Genomic DNA, 17,513 nt, shown 5'->3' on the forward strand with positions numbered 1-17,513 from the left:
TTCGATACGCGTCAAAGTCGTAGTCGCGAACGAGCCGTCCGCTAGATCCTGCGTGCCCTATGAAAATGAATTTCAGGTTTTGCCCGATTGCTCGGTTTTTTGTTGACGCAATGAAAAATCTATCCCAGTCTGCGAAAATAAATTACGCCATAAGGGAACGGCACAGCATGAAAGTCGGGATAATCGGACTCGGATTCCGTCTCGGGTATCTGGGCTATGTCTTCAAGGCGGTCGACGAAAGCTTCGAGATAGTGGGCTATGTCGATCCGGCACCCGCCGGCCTGGCCAGTCTCGCGGAGAAAGGTATCTCTCCAGGCAAGGCCTATGCCTCGCCGCAGGAACTGATTGCCGGCGAGAAGCTCGATCTCCTGATGATCGGTTCACCGAACCACATGCATCTCGATCATATCCGCCTCGGTCTCGAAGCGGGGCTGAAGGTTTTCTGCGAAAAGCCGATCGTCAGCACGATCGAGCAAAGCCTGGAACTTGCGCAGCTCCTGGCGAAACATGGGCATGATCGCCTGATGGTCGGTCTTGTCCTGCGCTATGCACCGATGTATCGCGATCTGCGTAACGCCCAGTCCGCGGGAACGCTCGGTGAGATCGTTTCCATCGAAGCCGCAGAGCACATCGAACCCTATCATGGCGCATTCTTCATGCGTGATTGGCGCCGCTACGGACGCTACGCAGGCAGCTTCATGCTCGAGAAATGCTGCCATGATCTTGATCTCTATAATGGCGTTGTCGGTGCGCGGCCGGAGCGCGTAGCGAGCTTCGGCGGCCGCAAGAGTTTCGTTCCGGCGAATGACCCCGCCCGTGACGGCATCAACGACCTGGAGCTCTTCCACCGCAAACCGAGCGGATGGCTCGGATCGGACAAGGTCTTCGACAGCGACGGCGACATCATCGACTACCAGGTTGCGATCATCGAATACGCCAATGGCGTCGCCATGAATTTTCACACCAATCTCAACGTGCCGGACCAGTTCCGCCGCTTCTGCGTGATGGGGTCGCGCGGCATGGCGGAAGGCGACTTCATTCGCGGCTATCTCGATGTGCATGAGGTGCTTTCCGGCAAGAAGGTTCTTGAGAAGAAATATCGCAAGGAGACGGCACTTTCACAGCACTACGGTGCGGACGAGGAGATGGCGGCCGACATTCTGGCTCACGTCAAGAACGGCGCTTCGTTGCCTGTTTCGCCGCTCGATGCGCTCGAGGCAGGTATCCTCGCGCTTTCCATGGATGAGGCGCGGTCGAGGAGGACGGTCGTCGACCTGCGCCCGCTCTGGGATCGCTTCGATGAAGCCCTGCACGCCCGTGCGGCCTGAGAGGGGACGCGGGATGAGTGTTCGCCGCAGCACCATCATCTTCGCCTGGATCCTGCTTCTTCCTGCCGTTCTCTATGTGACTGTGATCGTCGCCTATCCGCTGGTGGATACGTTCATCCTCTCCTTCACCGATGCCTCGCTGAAGAAAACGACCAAATGGGTGGGCACCGCCAACTACGACAAGATCTTCAACGGCACCTTCGCGGAAGTGATCATCCGCACCTTCGTCTGGACCGCCTTTTCGGTGTCGATCAAGATGATCATCGGCACCTTCGGTGCAGTGATGCTGAATTCGGCGGTGCCGGGGCGGGCGCTCTTCCGTGTGCTCACCATGCCCCCATGGATCGTGCCGATGGCGATCGGCATCTTCATGTGGGGCTGGATGTATAATGGCCAGTTCGGCATGATTTCCGGCATGCTGCAGAACTGGGGCCTAGTCGATGGTCCTGTCGCCTTCCTCGCCCACGGTTCGACGGCATTTTGGGCAACGATCATCACCGATGTCTGGATCGGTGTGCCGCTGGTGACCCTTTACATGCTGGCCTCGATCCAGGCGATCCCGCAGGATCTCTACGAGGCGGCCTGGACGGACGGAGCAGGGCGTTTCTACCGTTTCCGCCGCATTACTCTGCCGCTTCTCGTGCCATCGATGATCACCATGTCGATGCTGTCGCTGATCGCCACCTTCAACTCGTTCGACATCATCTGGATTCTCACCCAGGGCGGGCCGAACGGCGACACGACGACGATGATCATCGATACCTACCGCACCGCGATCGGCTCGAAAAAATACGGGGAGGGTGCCGCCCGCGCTGTGCTCATCTGCATCTTTCTGTCGATTTTCTGCTTCGCCTACTTCCGCGTCACGCATCGTCTCGCCTCGGGAGAAAGCCGATGAGCCAACCGGCCATGATCAACCGCTATCGCTGGTACGAGCTGATCGGTATCTACGCAGGCATCTTCGTCTTCCTGGCGTTCATCCTCGCCCCCTTCGTCGAAGGCTTTCTGGTGTCGCTGAAGCCGCTCGGGCTTCTGTTCTCCTCACCCTACAGGTTTTGGCCGGAGAACGGTTCTTTCGCCGCCTATCGCAGCATGTGGGTGAGCGTGCCGGGCTTTGCCCGTTACATCTTCAATTCGTTCTTCATTTCCACGATCGTCACCGTGATCGTGCTCGTTCTGGTCGTGCCGGCGGCCTATGCCTTTGCGCGGTTCAGGTTCCGCGGCAGCGGGCCGCTGCTTGCGGCCTTTCTGGCGGTCAACATGTTTTCGGGTGCGGTGCTGCTCATTCCGCTTTTCCGGCTGATGCGCAGCTTCGGCGTGCTCAACACCTATTTCGCGATGATCGTACCGGGTGTCGCTTTTCTCATTCCGTCGGGCATCTGGTTGCTGCGGACCTACATGATGCGCATTCCGCGCGAACTGGACGAAGCCGCCTTCGTCGACGGGGCAAGCCATCTCTATACGCTCCGCCGTGTGATCCTGCCGATCGCTATGCCCGGCATTACCGTTGTCGCGATCACGACCTTCATCGGATCGTATGCCCAGCAATTCATCTTCGCGCTGACCTTCAACTCGAGGACCGAATACATGCCGCTGCCGATCGGCCTCTATGCTTATTTCGGCCGGCAGGAAGTCATCTGGAATGAACTGATGGCGGCGAGCTTCGTCGGCATCGCGCCGGCTGTCATTCTCATCTTCCTGATGCAACGCTATCTCGTCGCGGGCCTGACCGCCGGCGCCGTGAAACAGTAACCGCAACAACGAGCTTCATAAGCGAGGGGAATACCATGACAAAACATGCCTCATTGATTGCCGGAACTTTTGCGCTCATCGTCAGTACCGCATTGCCGGCGCTCGCCGACACCGAGATCAGCTTCCTGGAATGCGGCGACAAGATGCAGCCGGCTCACGCCGACTTCATCAAGAAATGGGAGGAGGCCAATCCGGGCTACAAGATCGCCGCGGAAGTGGTCGGCTGGGGCCAGTGCCAGGACAAGGTGACGACGCTCGCGGCTTCCGGCACGCCGGTGGCGCTTGCCTATGTCGGCTCGCGCACTTTGAAGGAATTCGCCGACAACGAACTGATAGTGCCGATCACCTTCACCGAAGAGGAGAAGGCTTCCTACTATCCCTATATCATCGACACGGTAACGACCGCCGGCAAGCAATGGGGCGTTCCCGTCGCCTTCTCCACAAAGTCGCTCTACTGGAACAAGGCATTGTTCAAGCAGGCCGGCCTTGATCCCGAGAAACCGCCGAAGACCTGGGCGGAAGAACTGGAATACGCAAAGACGATCAAGGAAAAGACCGGCATCGCCGGCTTCGGCGTCGTCGCCAAGACCTTCGACAACACCATGCATCAGTTTCTGCACTGGGTTTACACCAATAACGGCTCGGTGATCGACGCCGACGGCAACATTACTCTCGACAGCAAGGAAAACCTGGAGGCGCTGACAGCGCTGACGGACATCGTCCCCTATGCCGAGGAGGGGCCGACCTCCTATGAACAGAACGAAGTGCGGGCGATCTTCCTCGACGGCAAGCTCGGCATGATTCACGCTTCAGTCGGAGCCGTGAACCGGCTCAAAGAGACGAAGATCGACTGGGGTGTCGCCCCGCTGCCGCTCGGTCCGAGTGCCAAGGGGCCAGGTACGCTTCTAATCACCGACAGCCTTGCCGTGTTTAGTGGCACCGGCGTCGAAGAGAAGGCGATCGAATTCGCAAAATTCCTGACCAATCCCGAAAACCAGCCGATCTACGAAGGGCAGGAAGGCTTGACGCCGCTGCGTCCGGGCAAGGCGGTGGACGACATGGTCGCGGCCAATCCTTACTGGAAGCCCTTCATCGACGGTATCTCCTTCGGCGGGCCGGAACCGCTCTTTACCGACTATAAGGGCTTGCAGAACACGATGATCGAGATGGTCCAGTCGGTCGTCACCGGCAAGGCGGAGCCGGCCGACGCGTTGAAGAAGGCGGCGGCCGATCTCGAACAATACAAGTAAGTCCTCGGGGACCGCGCGCGTCGGCTTCGCGGTCCCTTCTTTATTCGCGGAAATGCCGCTTTGCGGCGGTGGCCGGAGACAGATTCTTGGGACAGCTCAAACTCGACAAAGTTCGGAAATTCTACGGCACGTTCGAGGTACTGAAGAGCGTGCAGCTTGAGGTGAAGAACGGCGAATTCGTGGTCTTTGTCGGCCCCTCGGGCTGTGGCAAGTCCACCTTGCTCCGAATGATCGCAGGTCTCGACGAGACGACAGCCGGCGATATCGTGATCGACGGGAGACGGGTCAACGACCTGCCGCCAGTCAAGCGCGGCATTGCGATGGTCTTCCAGTCCTACGCGCTCTATCCGCACATGACGGTTTTCGAAAACATCGCCTTTCCGTTGCGCGTGGAGAAAATGCCGGAGGAGAAACTGAAGGCGAGGGTCGAGAATGCCGCACGCATTCTCCATCTCGATCAACGGTTGCAGCAGAAGCCGGGCATGCTTTCGGGCGGGCAACGCCAGCGTGTTGCGATCGGCCGGGCGATCGTTCGTGAGCCGAAGATTTTCCTTTTCGACGAGCCGCTGTCAAACCTCGACGCGGCGCTGCGCGCCGACATGCGCATCGAACTTGCGAAACTGCACCGGCAATTGAAGGCAACGATGATCTACGTCACGCACGACCAGGTCGAGGCGATGACGATGGCGGACCGGATCGTCGTGCTGAACGCCGGCGAGATTGCGCAGACCGGCGCGCCGCTCGAGCTTTATCACAAGCCGGCCAATACCTTCGTCGCCGGCTTCATCGGCAATCCAAAGATGAACTTCCTGCCCGTCGCCTGCAAAGGCGTGAGCGACGCCGGCGTCGAGGTCGAATACAAGGGACAAACGGCGGTGGTTCCAGTCGCACCGCGCGGCGGCATCACTGGCAAGACTTTGACGCTCGGCGTCCGGCCGGAGCACATCCAGATAGGTTCCGGAGATTTGACGCTGACGGTCACGCCGTCAGTCATCGAGCGCCTCGGCGCTCACACAGTGGCCTATGCCTCTCTTGGAGGCGAGGGCGAGAACTATTGCGCCATGATGCCTGGAACCGTCGCAGTGCGCGCGGATGAACAGGTCAAGACCGGTATTCGGGCTGCCGATTGCCATCTCTTCGACGAAAGCGGGATCGCATTCGAACGCCGCGTCGAGATGACTGATATCGACATGGCGCTACTCGATCCGGCGGCCGCCTAAACTTGGACGCCTCGATGATCCGACTGCTCAGTATCGACGACGTGGGAATCTTCCGGCGCATTCGGTTGGAGGCCCTGCGCACCGAGCCCGCCTCATTTGCCAGCAGCATCGAAGATTGGGAAAATCTGGCGGATGATGAATGGCGCCGTCGAATGATCGATAATGCTGTTTTCGTTGCCTTTCGCGGCGACGAGCCGGTAGGCATTATGGGCTTGATGCGTCAGCGCGCCAGTAAGATGGCGCATCGGGCAACCGTAGTCATGGTCTATCTGCAGGCGAGCCTGCGGGGAACCGGCGTTGCGCGGATGCTGCTTCAAACGCTTGTGGATCATGCGCGGCATGAAGGCATCCGGCAGTTGGAGCTGGCGGTCAGCGCGGAAAACGCCGTGGCTATCCGCTTCTACTTGCGCGAGGGATTTGCGCAGGTCGGCCGTATTCCCGGCGGTATTCTTCATAATGGCCAGGAGATCGACGATATCGTCATGGCTCGACGCATCGTCGATTGAATGCTGCGCGTTCCCCGAAGACCTGCGCCTGTTCGGCGTTTCAGAGGGTCGAGTTGAACGCGCCGCCATCCAGCAGCAGGTTCTGGCCGACGATATAGCCTGCATATTGGCTGCAAAGGAATGCCGCCGCGGCGCCGAACTCGCTTGTGGTACCGACGCGCCCCGTGGGATTTTGCGCATGTTCCTCGGCGCGGGCCTCCTCGAGCGAGATACTCCGCGCCCGGGCGGTCTTTTCTAGGAGCTGTTCCATGCGCTCTGTGTCATGCGATCCGGGCAGCAGGTTGTTGATGACGACGCCGTGACGCGCGACCTGGCGCGGTCCCGGCGACGAAGCCGGTGAGGCCGCTGCGGGCGCCGTTGGAGAGACAGAGTTCGGGGATCGGCGACTTGACCGAGGCCGAGGTGATGTTGACGATCCGTCCCCATTGCCGCTCGATCATGCTGGGAAGCACAGCCTTCATGAGTAGGATCGGTGCCAGCATGTTGGTCGTTACCGCTTCGCGCCAATTGTCTTCCGTGACGGCTGACCAATCGCCGGGCGGCGGGCCGCCGGCATTGGTGATGAGAATGTCGGATCGCGGCTCCGCTCGAAGGAGGGCATTGCGGCCTTCTTCCGTCGTCACGTCTGCAGCCACGATCTCCACTTTCGCGCCGTATTCTTCGCTGATCGCTCGCGCCGTCTCTCGAAGCTGTTTATTGGCTCATTTTGCCGGAAGACCGACGGCTTAACACGGCTGCCGAGATCTTCGCATCGTGGCTGAAGGAAGCGGCGACGAGTTCATCTTGCTGTTGCTGAAGCGCTCTCGATGTCTTCGCGAAATCCTCCCCGATGTAGAGCAGCCGGCATCCATGCTCCTTCGCCACTTGATAGGCGAAGCGGTCACCCACTCAGCAGGCTCTCCTCAGCTTCAGACCATTCTCTGGTTCGGGTTACTGCCCTATCAAGCCGCGCCCCTTTCCGGCGTGTGCGGATCGAGAATCATCGGCCAGATGTCGCGCCGCGCCCGCCGATAGGGCGTTTTTGCCGGATCGTTCGGGTAGGGCGTTCCAGCCGAGCAATAGAGGACTTTCGAGGCGATCTTCGAGAACGAAGCGTAGAAATGGTTCGTCGATTTGACCACGAGGATCTTCTTCGATTGCGGATCGATGCCCATTACCGAGAACAGGCTCGGGTCGAAGCTCTGCGCGCGCGTGGAATTCAAAATGATGTCGATGCCGCGATATTGAATATGCGCTGCGTCGCCGAAAGGCGCGAAGCTCTCTCCGAACCGCATTTCGGCATTCCGCACCAGGCGCATGACTTTTACCTTGCCGTCGATCGGATTGCCGGTGCCGGGCGCGGACTTCGCGCCGAAGCGCAACGGTATCTCGGCGCCTTGGCCGGCCGCCATGCAGATCTGCACCGCCATCGGATCCCAGATGGTGCCGATCGCCGCATCGGTGACGCCGTTGGCGAGCAACTCTTCGAGGACGACCGTCGCGTCGCCGGCCGTGCCGCCGCCCGGATTGTCCCACATGTCGGCGATCACCACCGGACCGGCGGTTGTGGCGATCGCCTCGGCGACGGCCTGGCGCTCGTCGATCTCCGGCATGCGGAATGTGCCGCGCTTGGCAAAAAGTTCGAGCCCGAGTTCGCGGGCCAGAGCCTGGCCCTTTTCCGGATTGCCGTCGGTCACCGCAATCATCTTCGTACCCATTTCCGGAACGTCGCCGGCCATGAAGCCATGCACGACGGAAAGCGACAGAACGTCGGCATTATCCTTCTCGATCCTTATGAGTTTGTCGACGAAGCTGCGCATTGGCTCGCGCGAGGTCGGGAACACGTCGATCATCCGGCAATCGAAAACCGACATTACCGGTTTGATGCGGCCTTCGAGCGTGTCGATCGCAATGCGCCACAGATCCTCGGCGCGGTCGACGAAATCGGTATGCGGAAATTCCTTGAAGAAGACGAAGAAATCGGCGGCCGCGACCCGCTTCTGAGTGAGATGGCTGTGCGGGTCGAGTTCGGCGCAGACGAGCACGTCCGGACCGACGATGGCACGAACGCGCGTCAGGAGGTCGCCTTCCGTGTCCTCGTAGCCGTCGGCGACCATCGCTCCATGCAGGCCGAGAATGACGGCATCGACAGGAAGGGCCGCATGCAACTGATCTATGATCTCGTCGCGCAGCGTTTCATAGGTCTCGCGATTGACAAGGCCGGCCGGGTCCGCCCAGGCAGCCGTTCCCTCGATCAACTGCCAGCCCTTCTCTGCGGCGACTCGTCGGCCGACGGTGATCGGCGCTGTGCAGAGCGTAGGGGTCTCCGGGTGTTTGCCGGCTGGCGCGTAGAGCGAGGCTTCGAAAGCGCGTTTGTCGATGCAGATGGGCGAGAAGGTGTTTGTTTCGGTCGCCAGGGCCGCCGTGAAGATACGCAATGCCGTCGCCTTTTCCTCGCCCCGCTCTAGTTGGAACCCATCGGATTGGGCAGGTAGCCTGTGAAGCCGCAAATTTTCCAGCGGTCTTCCTGCCGGCGGCAGTAATAGACGGTCTGCCACTTCATGACGTCGAAGCCGCCATCGGCTTTCTTCAGGCCGCCGTCGAATTTCTTGCGCGCCAGCGCCTGGTCGCCGTTGATCTCGATGTCCGCGAGCGTGGTGGTGGCGAAGATGGCCGCGCGCGGGTCCTCGGCAAAGGATTGACCGGCGAAATCCCTCGCCTGGCGCAGCCATTCGTCGCGGTAAGCTGTAAGCGACGGAAAGGCGAGGCGCCATTTATCCGGATTCGTTTCCCGCCTTCCATCGATGCCGATGAAGCCATCCTCCACGAAATCCTCGGCGACCATGGGCCAGTCGGCAGCGAGGAAAGCATCGATGTCCCTTGGCACCAGCATCTCCCAGATCGAACGTCGCGCGGTATCGAAGTGGGGAATGGGTTCTGGAAGGGATCCCGCATTGTTTCGCCCTAGATTGAAATTCTTTTCATAAATGACGTTTTTCTCTGGTCAAATTCGGCTTTCTATGGTCACTTGTCAACGGTTGAAGAAAATAATTTGCACAAGGTCTCTGATGCCCATCAAACGTTACGATGCCGAGCAGGTCGAGGCAGGCGGCGAGTCATTGCCTTTCGCGCGTGCTGTCGAGGCGGACGGATGGCTGCACGTGTCCGGTCAAGTGGCCATGGAAGACGGCGAGGTCGTCAGCGGCAATATCGTGGCGCAGACGCACAAGGCGATCGGCAATCTTCTGACCATTTTGAAAGAGGCCGGTTACAGTGTCGAGCACGTCGTAAGGGACGGTGTCTGGCTAGACGACGCGCGCGATTTCTGGAGTTTCAACAAGATCTATCAGGAATATTTCGGGGTTCATCCGCCGGCGCGCGCCTGCGTTCAGTCTTCGATGATGGTCGACTGCAAGGTGGAGATCGACTGCGTCGCGTATAGCAGAAGGACGCCTGATATAATGCGAGATGAGAAGTGCGTGCGGTTTTCCGCCCGCATCTAAGTAGAGTCGATCACGTGGGTGATTTTCGGTCCATTCAACCCAAATCACACACGTGATCTGAAGGGATGGCCGTTCGATGGATATTTTCGCGACACTGCAGGAGGAAAAGGGGCGGCTTTCCCAGTCGGAGAGTCGCATTGCCGATATCCTGCTCAATGACTTCGAGTTTGCGGTGAACGCCTCGATCATCGAGCTTGCGGGGAAGGCGGACGTGTCGCCGCCGACGGTTACGCGCTTCTGCCGGCGTCTCGGTTGCGAGAGCTTCTCCGATTTCAAGGTCCAGTTGGCGCGCACTGCCTACATAGGCATGAGGTATCTCAAGCCCGAGCCGAAGAGCCGGGAGCCGGCTGATGTCGCGCAGGACATCATCACCAAGGCGCAGAACGCGCTGTTTCTGCTGCACCGTTCCCTCGACCTGGTGGCGATCGAGCGGGCGACCGACCGACTGGCCAGTGCGGAAATGATTTACGCTTTCGGTTCCGGCGGCAATTCGTCGATGATTGCAAGCGAATTGCAAAATCGCCTGTTTCGTCTCGGCTTGCGCATAACGTCGAGCTCCGACCACAGCATGCAATTGATGATGGCGGCGGCGGCCAAGCCCACCGATGTGCTCATCGGCTCGTCCTTTTCGGGTCGCAATGCCGAGCTGGTGCGCGCTTTTACGCTCGCCCGCGAAGCCAAGGTGGCAACGATTGCGCTCACCCAAGGCGGCAGCCCGGTGGCACAAGCGGCCGATATCACCGTGCCGGTCGACCTGCCGGAGGGCAACAACATCTATCGTCCAACATCCACGCGCATCGCCTATCTGGCGCTGCTTGATATCGTTGCCAGCCTCGTCGCCTACCGCATCCAGCCGCAGGCGACGACGACACTGAGGCGGATCAAGCAGCAACTGGTCGTGCACAGGGATGGCGACGATCGCCAGCTTCTCGGAGACTGACGTGCCACAGGAAGCCCGCATGACAAAATCCGTAGCGATCGTGACCGGGGCGGCGGGTGATATCGGCCGCGCGATCGCCCGACGCCTTGCCGACGATCACGACGTGATCCTGCTCGCCGACATCGACCGCGATGCTGCGGAGAAAGTCGCGCGCGATCTGGGCGAAGCGGGGCGGTTCGCAGCGTTTTCGTGTGACGTCACCGACGCTGCGAGCGTAGCCTCTATGGCTGCAGCCGCAGGCGCGATCGGAGCAGTTCGCACGCTCGTCAACAATGCGGGGGCGGCGCGCGCGGTTAGCCTGCACGATACGACGCAGGATATCTGGCGGATGGATAATGCACTCAACTTGGAGGCCGCCTTCCTTTGCTTCCGGGCAGTCGAGAATATGTTGAAGGAGACGAGGGGTTCGGTCGTCAACATCGCCTCCGTTAACGGCATGAGCGTCTTTGGCCATCCGGCCTATAGCGCCGCCAAGGCGGGTCTCCTCCATTTGACCCGGTTGATTGCCGTCGAATATGGCAAGTTCGGCATCCGCTCGAATGCCGTGGCGCCGGGCACCGTCCGCACCCAGGCCTGGGAAGCACGCGCCGCGGCGAACCCTCAGGTCTTCGAAGAGGCAAAGCGCTGGTATCCGCTTCAGTGCATCGTCAATCCGGAAGACGTCGCCAATGCCGTCCATTTCCTGGCGGGCCCGCAGGCAAGCGCCATTTCCGGCGTCTGCCTGCCGGTCGATTGCGGGCTCACCGCAGGCCAAGCCGAACTCGCCCGCACCTTTTCGCAGTCCAGCCACTACTGACGTTTCCTATTTGGAGGATGCCAATGCTGCCGGTCTCTTATCGCCTCGAATCTGTCTGGGAACCGGACGGCGGGCCATGCGGACGCTTCACCTTCACACTCTTCAACCTGTCGGATCGGCCGCTCAGCGGCTTCCGTCTCGCCTATACTTCGCTGACCCGCATTGTTGACCCGTCGGCTTGCGACAATGCCACCTTCCTGCGCCGCAACGCCAATTTCCATGAATTCGCGCCGCTCGCGGGCACGACGCTCCGGCCTGGAGAAGGCTGGACCTTTACCGTCAGTGGCCTTCATCGGCCGGCAAAACATTGCACGGACGGGGCAAAGTCGGCCTACCTGACGCTTTCGAATGGCCGGCATGTACCTGTGGCTGTTTCCGATCTTCTCCTCGAAGGGGCAATGAGTGAGCCGCCTCCGGTACGCTTGCCAGAGGGCAGGCTCGATCTACCTTTTGCGCTGCAACCCTGGCCGGCGGAGATCGACGCCGTGCCGGGCGATGGTTTTCCGGTGGTTCTCTACCCGGCAACCGGCAGCAGTGCAGACGAGATCAACGCGATCTCGAATGTTCTGGCGCTTTTCCATCGACTCTTTCCGGCGGGACATGCTCCTTTCAGTCTTGCTGCATCAAAGCAGGGGCGCGGGATCGTCTTCACGAGGAAAACGCATCTCGCACCGGAGGTTTACGCGCTTCACTTCACCAATGAAGAAGTTCGCCTGGACTACGGCGCATCCGCCGGCCGACAATACGCTCTGACGACGCTTGCGCAGCTTCTCAACGGCGCCCGCCATGAGCCGAGTAAATTCCGCTTCCCGGTACAGGGGAGTATTTCCGATGCGCCTCGCTACGGTTGGCGCGGTTGCCATCTCGATGTCTCGCGGCAATTCTATCCGACTGCCGATGTCGCTCGCCTCATCGATATTCTTGCTTGGTTCAAGCTCAATGTCTTCCACTGGCATCTGACTGACGACGAGGCTTGGCGGCTGGAGATCAGGGCCTATCCGACCCTGACGACGCTCGGTGTCTTGCGCGGCCCCGACGAGCCGATGCTGCCGCAGCTCGGCAACGGCGCCGACCCAGTCGGCGGCTTCTATAGCCAGGAGGACGTGAAGGCCATCGTGGCGCACGCCGCTGCGCTCAATGTCGAGGTCGTTCCGGAGATCGACATTCCCGGCCACAGCACCGCCGCGCTCATCGCGCTCCCGGAGCTTGCCGATGGGCAGGAGGCGCCCGAGAGCTATCATTCGGTCCAGGGTTATCCCAACAACGCGCTTAACCCCGCTATCCCGCTGACCTATGAATTCCTCGAAAAGGTGTTCGATGAAATGGTCGGACTCTTTCCGAGCCAATATATTCATGTCGGCGGGGATGAGGTGGCGGATGGATCCTGGCTGGCGTCGCCCTTAGCGCGCAGGCTGATGGAAGAGGAGGGCATCTCCGGCACCTTCGCTCTGCAATCCTACTTCCTCAAAAAGGTGAAGCAGATGCTGACGGCGCGCGGCCGAAAGCTCGTCGGCTGGAACGAGGTCGCCCATGGTGGTGGCGTCGGAACCGAGGGCACGCTGCTGATGGCCTGGGAGAACCCGAAGGTCGGAATTGAACTGGCGCGCGAGGGCTACGACGTCGTCATGACGCCGGGGCAGGCCTATTACCTCGACATGGCACAGGCGGAAGCCTGGCAGGAGCCAGGCGCGAGCTGGGCCGGCACGGCAACACCGGCGCATACTTATGCCTATGAGGCGGAGGGCGAGTTTCCGGAAGACTTGAAGGGCCGCATGAAGGGCGTGCAGGCCTGCATCTGGTCGGAGCACTTCCTGTCGCGCGGCTATTTCAATCGCCTCGTCTTTCCGCGCCTGCCCGCCATCGCCGAAGCGGCCTGGACGCCGAGGTCCCAAAAGGACTGGCAGCGTTTCGCCGCGATCGCACCTCTGACCCCGATTTTGCGAGCGTGACGCCATGCGGATCGCCGTCGGTGGAATCCATACGGAATGCAGCACCTATTCGCCCGTCCTGACGACGATGGAGGACTTTCGGTTCCTAAGGGGAGAGGACCTTCTGAACGCAAACTATTTCGATTTCCTCGATGCGGCTGGCGTCGAGCATATTCCACTTCTTCATGCCCGCGCCGTGCCCGGCGGTCCGCTGTCGCCTCGCGCCTATGACGCGTTCAAGGCGGAGTTTCTCGAGCGGCTCGAGGATGCTCTACCGCTCGAGGGCCTCTACCTCGCCATGCACGGTGCGATCAAGGTCCAGGGCATGGATGATGCCGAAGGCGATTGGATTTCTGCGGCGCGCGACGTTGTCGGGCAGGCTTGCCCGATTGCCGTGAGCTACGATCTCCACGGCAATGTCAGCCAGCGGATCATCGACCAGATCGATATCTTCGCCGCCTATCGCACCGCGCCGCATATCGATACCCGCGAGACTATGATCAGAGCCTGGTCGATGCTGGTTGACGCCCTTCGCCATCGCACGCATCCGGGCGTTGCCTGGGCGCCGGTGCCTGTGCTTTTGCCGGGCGAGTGCACATCGACGGAGGATGAACCGGCAAAGAGCCTCTATCGCCGTCTGTCCGAAGTCGATGGAAGGCCCGGCATTCTCGATGCCAATTTGATGGTCGGCTATGTCTGGGCGGACGAACCGCGCGCGACCGCCTGTGCCGTGGTGACGGGACTGGACAAAGAGGCCGCCTCGAAAGCAGCAGAGGAAATTGCCGCAAACTACTGGAACAAAAGGAAACGCTTCTCCTTCGGTCCGGTAACTGGTGCACTCGACTCTATGCTCGATATTGCCGAGCAGGCGACGACCAGGCCCGTCATTCTCGCCGATTCCGGTGACAATCCGACAGGTGGCGGTGTCGGCGACCGTGCCGATGTACTGAGAGCGCTTCTCTCGCGCGGCTGGCGCGATGCGCTCATCGCCGGCATTGCCGATCGACCTGCAGTCGAAGCGTGTTTCGCGGCTGGGGAGGGTAGGACACTCCCTTTGCGGATCGGCGGCAGTCTCGACCCGTCCAGCGTCGTCGCGGACGTAACAGCCGAGGTGGTGCGCCTCGACAACCCAGGTCCGGCAGCGGAACGCCAGGCGGTGGTGCGCGTCGACGGCATCGAGGTCGTCCTTTCGGCACGGCGGCGTCCCTACCACAACATCGCGGATTTTCGTCGCCTTGGTCTCGATCCGAAGACCGTGCGCCTGCTCGTCGTCAAGTCGGGCTATCTTTCGCCGGAACTCGCGCCGATCGCCAATCCCAATCTGATGGCGCTCACCGAGGGCGTCGTCAATCAGGATATCGAAAACCTCGCGAGTGACCGTCGGCAGCGCCCGGTTTTTCCCTTCGACCGCGATTTCGATTTCGAGCCCAGGTCGCGACTCTCGGCTCGCTGGTCTAGTCCGGCTTTCAGTAGGTTCTAACGCATCTCGCTGCCGCCGGGCCACGGGCGGCCTCCCACGACTTCAGTGTTGCACACTTTGTGCTCGGCACACGCATCAGCGGTTATTCCGGAACCGCGCTTCTCGGTGCGCTCGCAGGGGTGGCAGACTTCGTCCTGCTCCTGCTCCTCGACGGCGATCATGGCCGGCGAGCGCCGGCACCCGAACAGGCCCCTTTCAGGAGCAGCGGGAGGCCGGCTGCGACCTCCCGTGTTTCCTCAGTTCCCGAGAATGCCGGGGAGGCGCAGGCCCTGTTCTTTTGCGCAGTCGAGCGCGATCTCGTAGCCGGCGTCAGCGTGGCGCATAACGCCGGTGGCAGGGTCGTTCCACAGCACCCGTTCGATCCGACGGTCGGCATCCTCGCTGCCGTCACAGCAGATCACCATGCCCGAATGCTGCGAGAATCCCATGCCGACGCCGCCGCCGTGGTGCAGCGATACCCAGGTGGCGCCGGAGGCGGTATTGAGCAGCGCGTTCAAGAGCGGCCAGTCGGAGACGGCATCCGAGCCATCCTTCATCGCTTCCGTCTCGCGGTTGGGCGAGGCGACCGAACCGGAATCGAGATGGTCGCGGCCAATGACGATCGGCGCTTTCAGTTCGCCGTTGCGCACCATTTCATTGAAGGCGAGGCCAAGGCGGTGGCGGTCGCCAAGGCCGACCCAGCAGATGCGCGCTGGCAGTCCCTGGAAGGAAATGCGCTCGCGCGCCATGTCGAGCCAGTTGTGAAGGTGAGTGTTGCCGGGGGTCAATTCCTTCACCTTCCGGTCGGTCTTGTAGATGTCTTCCGGGTCGCCGGAGAGGGCCGCCCAGCGGAACGGGCCGATGCCCTTGCAAAAGAGGGGACGGATATAGGCCGGCACGAAACCGGGGAAATCGAAGGCGCGATCAAGGCCCTCGTCCTTGGCGACCTGGCGAATATTATTGCCGTAGTCGAGCGTCGGAATGCCGGCGTCCCAGAAGGCGAGCATGGCCTCGACGTGGTCGCGCATCGAGGCGCGGGCAGCCTTCTCGACGGATTTCGGATCGCCCTCGCGCTTGGCCTTCCATTCGGCCATGGTCCAGCCCTTCGGTAGATACCCGTTGACCGGATCGTGCGCGGAGGTCTGGTCGGTGACGATGTCGGGGCGGATGCCCCGGCGGACCATTTCCGGCAGGATTTCCGACGCGTTACCGAGCAGGCCGACGGATTTGGCTTCGCCAGCCTTGGTCCAGCGATCGATCATCGCCATTGCGTCGTCAAGCGTTTCCGCCTTCTCATCGAGATAGCGGGTGCGCAGGCGAAAATCGATCGAGTCGGGATTGCATTCGACGGTCAGGCAGCAGGCGCCGGCCATGACGGCGGCGAGCGGCTGGGCGCCACCCATGCCGCCGAGGCCGCCCGTCAATATCCACTTGCCCTTGAGATTGCCGCCATAGTGCTGGCGCCCGGCCTCGATGAAGGTTTCGTAGGTACCCTGGACGATGCCTTGCGTGCCGATATAGATCCAGGAGCCGGCCGTCATCTGGCCGTACATCGCAAGGCCCTTCTTATCCAGCTCGTTGAAATGATCCCAGGTCGCCCAGTGCGGCACGAGATTGGAATTCGCGATCAATACGCGCGGGGCGTCCTTGTGGGTGCGGAAGACGCCGACCGGCTTGCCGGACTGGACGAGAAGCGTCTCGTCCTCGTCGAGATCCTTGAGCGCCGCGACGATCCGGTCGAAATCCGCCCAAGTGCGGGCCGCCCGGCCGATGCCGCCATAGACGACGAGCTCGTGTGGGTTCTCGGCCACATCCGGGTCGAGGTTGTTCATCAGCATCCGGAGCGGTGCCTCCGTCAGCCAGCTCTTGGCGTTGAGCTCGGTCCCGCGCGGACTGCGCACTTCGCGAATATTGTGGCGCGGATTGTTCATGTTCATGCCTCGCTCCCTGTCAGTTTGAGGTCCGAGCGGGGTGAGGAAAATTGTGCGGCGGTTCTCCGCCTGCGTCCCGCTCTAATTTAATAGGATCGATCACGTTTGTGATTTGGGTCCAAAATCACCGTGATCGAGTGCGATCGTTTCGATGTGTTCCAAGATGGCTTGGAGATGGATGCGAAGGCGTTCGGCTTTGGAAGCGTCCAGGTCGAAGGGCGGCGCTTCGCTCGCCAAATGGGTCGATTGCACCAACTCCATCTGAATGGCGTGCACGCCCTTTTCCGGCCGGCCATAGTGGCGGGTCGTCCAGCCGCCTTTGAAGCGACCGTTCAGAACATGGCTGTAACCGTCTGCTTTAGCGGCAATTTCCGCGGCCGCGCGCTCGATAGCCGAGGCACAGGTTCTCCCCATATCAGTGCCGATGTTGAAGTCCGGCAACTTGCCTTCAAAGAGGAACGGGATATGCGAGCGGATCGAATGGCAGTCGTAAAGCACGGCAACGCCGTGGATTGCCTTGACGCGGGCGATCTCGGCAGCAAGGGCCGCGTGATAAGGCGCGTGGAAGTCACGCAATCTGGCGGCGATGTCCGCTTCGGTCGGCCCTTTGCCGCCCTTCCAGATGGATACGCCGTCGAAATCGGTTTCGGGCACGAGGCCGGTCGTGTTCTGGCCGGGATAGAGGCTGACGCCTTCCGGGTCGCGATTGGCGTCGATGACATAGCGATGGAATGTTGCGCGGACAGTTGTAATTTCCGGCAGAAGTCCTTCATAAAGCTCGTGAATGTGCCAGTCGGTATCGGCGAGGATGCGGCCATTGTCGTTTAGCCGCTCCCAGATCGATGCCGGCACGTCCGTGCCCGTATGGGGAAAGCCGAGAATAATCGGTGATGTGCCTTGCTGGACTTCGAAGACGGTCAT

The 17,513-nt window shown here is 60.9% G+C and carries 18 protein-coding genes; 11 read left to right on the plus strand and 7 right to left on the minus strand.

Annotation, left to right across the window (positions count from 1 at the left end; genetic code table 11):
* Positions 1-167 precede the first annotated feature (167 nt).
* The 6 genes from PYH37_RS03430 (at position 168) to PYH37_RS03455 (ending at position 6,056) form a co-directional block, all read left to right on the plus strand.
* Complete coding sequence (locus PYH37_RS03430; RefSeq protein WP_280732028.1) at positions 168-1,328, plus strand: Gfo/Idh/MocA family protein; 1,161 nt, start codon at positions 168-170, stop codon at positions 1,326-1,328.
* 13 nt (positions 1,329-1,341) lie between these two features.
* On the plus strand, positions 1,342-2,226 hold the full coding sequence (locus PYH37_RS03435; RefSeq protein ID WP_280732029.1) for a carbohydrate ABC transporter permease: 885 nt from the start codon (positions 1,342-1,344) through the stop codon (positions 2,224-2,226).
* Entirely contained in the window at positions 2,223-3,080 is an 858-nt protein-coding gene (locus tag PYH37_RS03440; RefSeq protein ID WP_280732030.1) for a carbohydrate ABC transporter permease, read from the plus strand. Before PYH37_RS03435 ends, PYH37_RS03440 begins: the two co-directional genes overlap by 4 nt.
* Positions 3,081-3,115: 35 nt before the next feature.
* Positions 3,116-4,330 (plus strand): ABC transporter substrate-binding protein, encoded by a 1,215-nt coding sequence (locus PYH37_RS03445; RefSeq protein ID WP_280732031.1) that lies wholly within the window; start codon positions 3,116-3,118, stop codon positions 4,328-4,330.
* 86 nt (positions 4,331-4,416) lie between these two features.
* Complete coding sequence (locus tag PYH37_RS03450; RefSeq protein ID WP_280732032.1) at positions 4,417-5,550, plus strand: ABC transporter ATP-binding protein; 1,134 nt, start codon at positions 4,417-4,419, stop codon at positions 5,548-5,550.
* A gap of 14 nt (positions 5,551-5,564) precedes the next feature.
* Positions 5,565-6,056 (plus strand): GNAT family N-acetyltransferase, encoded by a 492-nt coding sequence (locus PYH37_RS03455; protein WP_280732033.1) that lies wholly within the window; start codon positions 5,565-5,567, stop codon positions 6,054-6,056.
* A 40-nt stretch (positions 6,057-6,096) separates the two neighbouring features.
* Here PYH37_RS03455 and PYH37_RS03460 read toward each other — a convergent pair whose 3' ends face one another.
* Genes PYH37_RS03460 through PYH37_RS03480 form a run of 5 tightly spaced genes read right to left on the minus strand, consistent with a single transcriptional unit; the run spans position 6,097 to position 8,922 of the window.
* Positions 6,097-6,306, minus strand: coding sequence for an SDR family oxidoreductase (locus PYH37_RS03460; RefSeq protein WP_342394636.1), 210 nt, complete (start codon positions 6,304-6,306; stop codon positions 6,097-6,099).
* A gap of 10 nt (positions 6,307-6,316) precedes the next feature.
* Positions 6,317-6,700 carry an SDR family NAD(P)-dependent oxidoreductase gene (locus PYH37_RS03465; protein WP_342394637.1) on the minus strand — a complete coding sequence of 128 codons (384 nt, stop codon included), beginning with the start codon at positions 6,698-6,700 and terminating at the stop codon, positions 6,317-6,319.
* 49 nt (positions 6,701-6,749) lie between these two features.
* Positions 6,750-6,944: a hypothetical protein gene (locus PYH37_RS03470; protein ID WP_280732035.1), complete on the minus strand. Its 195-nt coding sequence runs from the start codon at positions 6,942-6,944 to the stop codon at positions 6,750-6,752.
* A 53-nt stretch (positions 6,945-6,997) separates the two neighbouring features.
* Positions 6,998-8,473, minus strand: coding sequence for a M81 family metallopeptidase (locus tag PYH37_RS03475; RefSeq protein ID WP_280732037.1), 1,476 nt, complete (start codon positions 8,471-8,473; stop codon positions 6,998-7,000).
* 26 nt (positions 8,474-8,499) lie between these two features.
* Positions 8,500-8,922 carry a hypothetical protein gene (locus tag PYH37_RS03480; RefSeq protein ID WP_280732038.1) on the minus strand — a complete coding sequence of 141 codons (423 nt, stop codon included), beginning with the start codon at positions 8,920-8,922 and terminating at the stop codon, positions 8,500-8,502.
* A 181-nt stretch (positions 8,923-9,103) separates the two neighbouring features.
* Here PYH37_RS03480 and PYH37_RS03485 point away from each other — a divergent pair, with 181 nt between their 5' ends.
* The 5 genes from PYH37_RS03485 to PYH37_RS03505 all read left to right on the plus strand — a co-directional run bounded on the left by PYH37_RS03485 (position 9,104) and on the right by PYH37_RS03505 (position 14,682).
* A complete protein-coding gene (locus PYH37_RS03485) occupies positions 9,104-9,538 on the plus strand; it encodes a RidA family protein (RefSeq protein WP_280732039.1) in 435 nt (144 codons plus the stop codon).
* Positions 9,539-9,614: 76 nt separating this feature from the next.
* Entirely contained in the window at positions 9,615-10,478 is an 864-nt protein-coding gene (locus PYH37_RS03490; protein WP_280732040.1) for a MurR/RpiR family transcriptional regulator, read from the plus strand.
* Positions 10,479-10,497: 19 nt separating this feature from the next.
* The gene (locus PYH37_RS03495) at positions 10,498-11,274 is read left to right on the plus strand and encodes an SDR family oxidoreductase (RefSeq protein WP_280732041.1); all 777 of its coding nucleotides are present in this window, start codon (positions 10,498-10,500) and stop codon (positions 11,272-11,274) included.
* A 23-nt stretch (positions 11,275-11,297) separates the two neighbouring features.
* Positions 11,298-13,223 (plus strand): beta-N-acetylhexosaminidase, encoded by a 1,926-nt coding sequence (locus PYH37_RS03500; RefSeq protein ID WP_280732042.1) that lies wholly within the window; start codon positions 11,298-11,300, stop codon positions 13,221-13,223.
* A gap of 4 nt (positions 13,224-13,227) precedes the next feature.
* Complete coding sequence (locus PYH37_RS03505; protein WP_280732043.1) at positions 13,228-14,682, plus strand: M81 family metallopeptidase; 1,455 nt, start codon at positions 13,228-13,230, stop codon at positions 14,680-14,682.
* Between the two features lie 236 nt (positions 14,683-14,918).
* Here PYH37_RS03505 and hutU read toward each other — a convergent pair whose 3' ends face one another.
* Both hutU and hutG read right to left on the minus strand, forming a co-directional pair.
* A complete protein-coding gene (gene hutU, locus PYH37_RS03510; RefSeq protein ID WP_280732515.1) occupies positions 14,919-16,592 on the minus strand; it encodes a urocanate hydratase in 1,674 nt (557 codons plus the stop codon).
* 99 nt (positions 16,593-16,691) lie between these two features.
* Entirely contained in the window at positions 16,692-17,513 is an 822-nt protein-coding gene (gene hutG, locus PYH37_RS03515) for an N-formylglutamate deformylase (RefSeq protein ID WP_280732044.1), read from the minus strand.

Source organism: Sinorhizobium numidicum (genome assembly GCF_029892045.1).
In the GTDB taxonomy this organism is placed as follows: Bacteria; Pseudomonadota; Alphaproteobacteria; order Rhizobiales; family Rhizobiaceae; genus Sinorhizobium; species Sinorhizobium numidicum.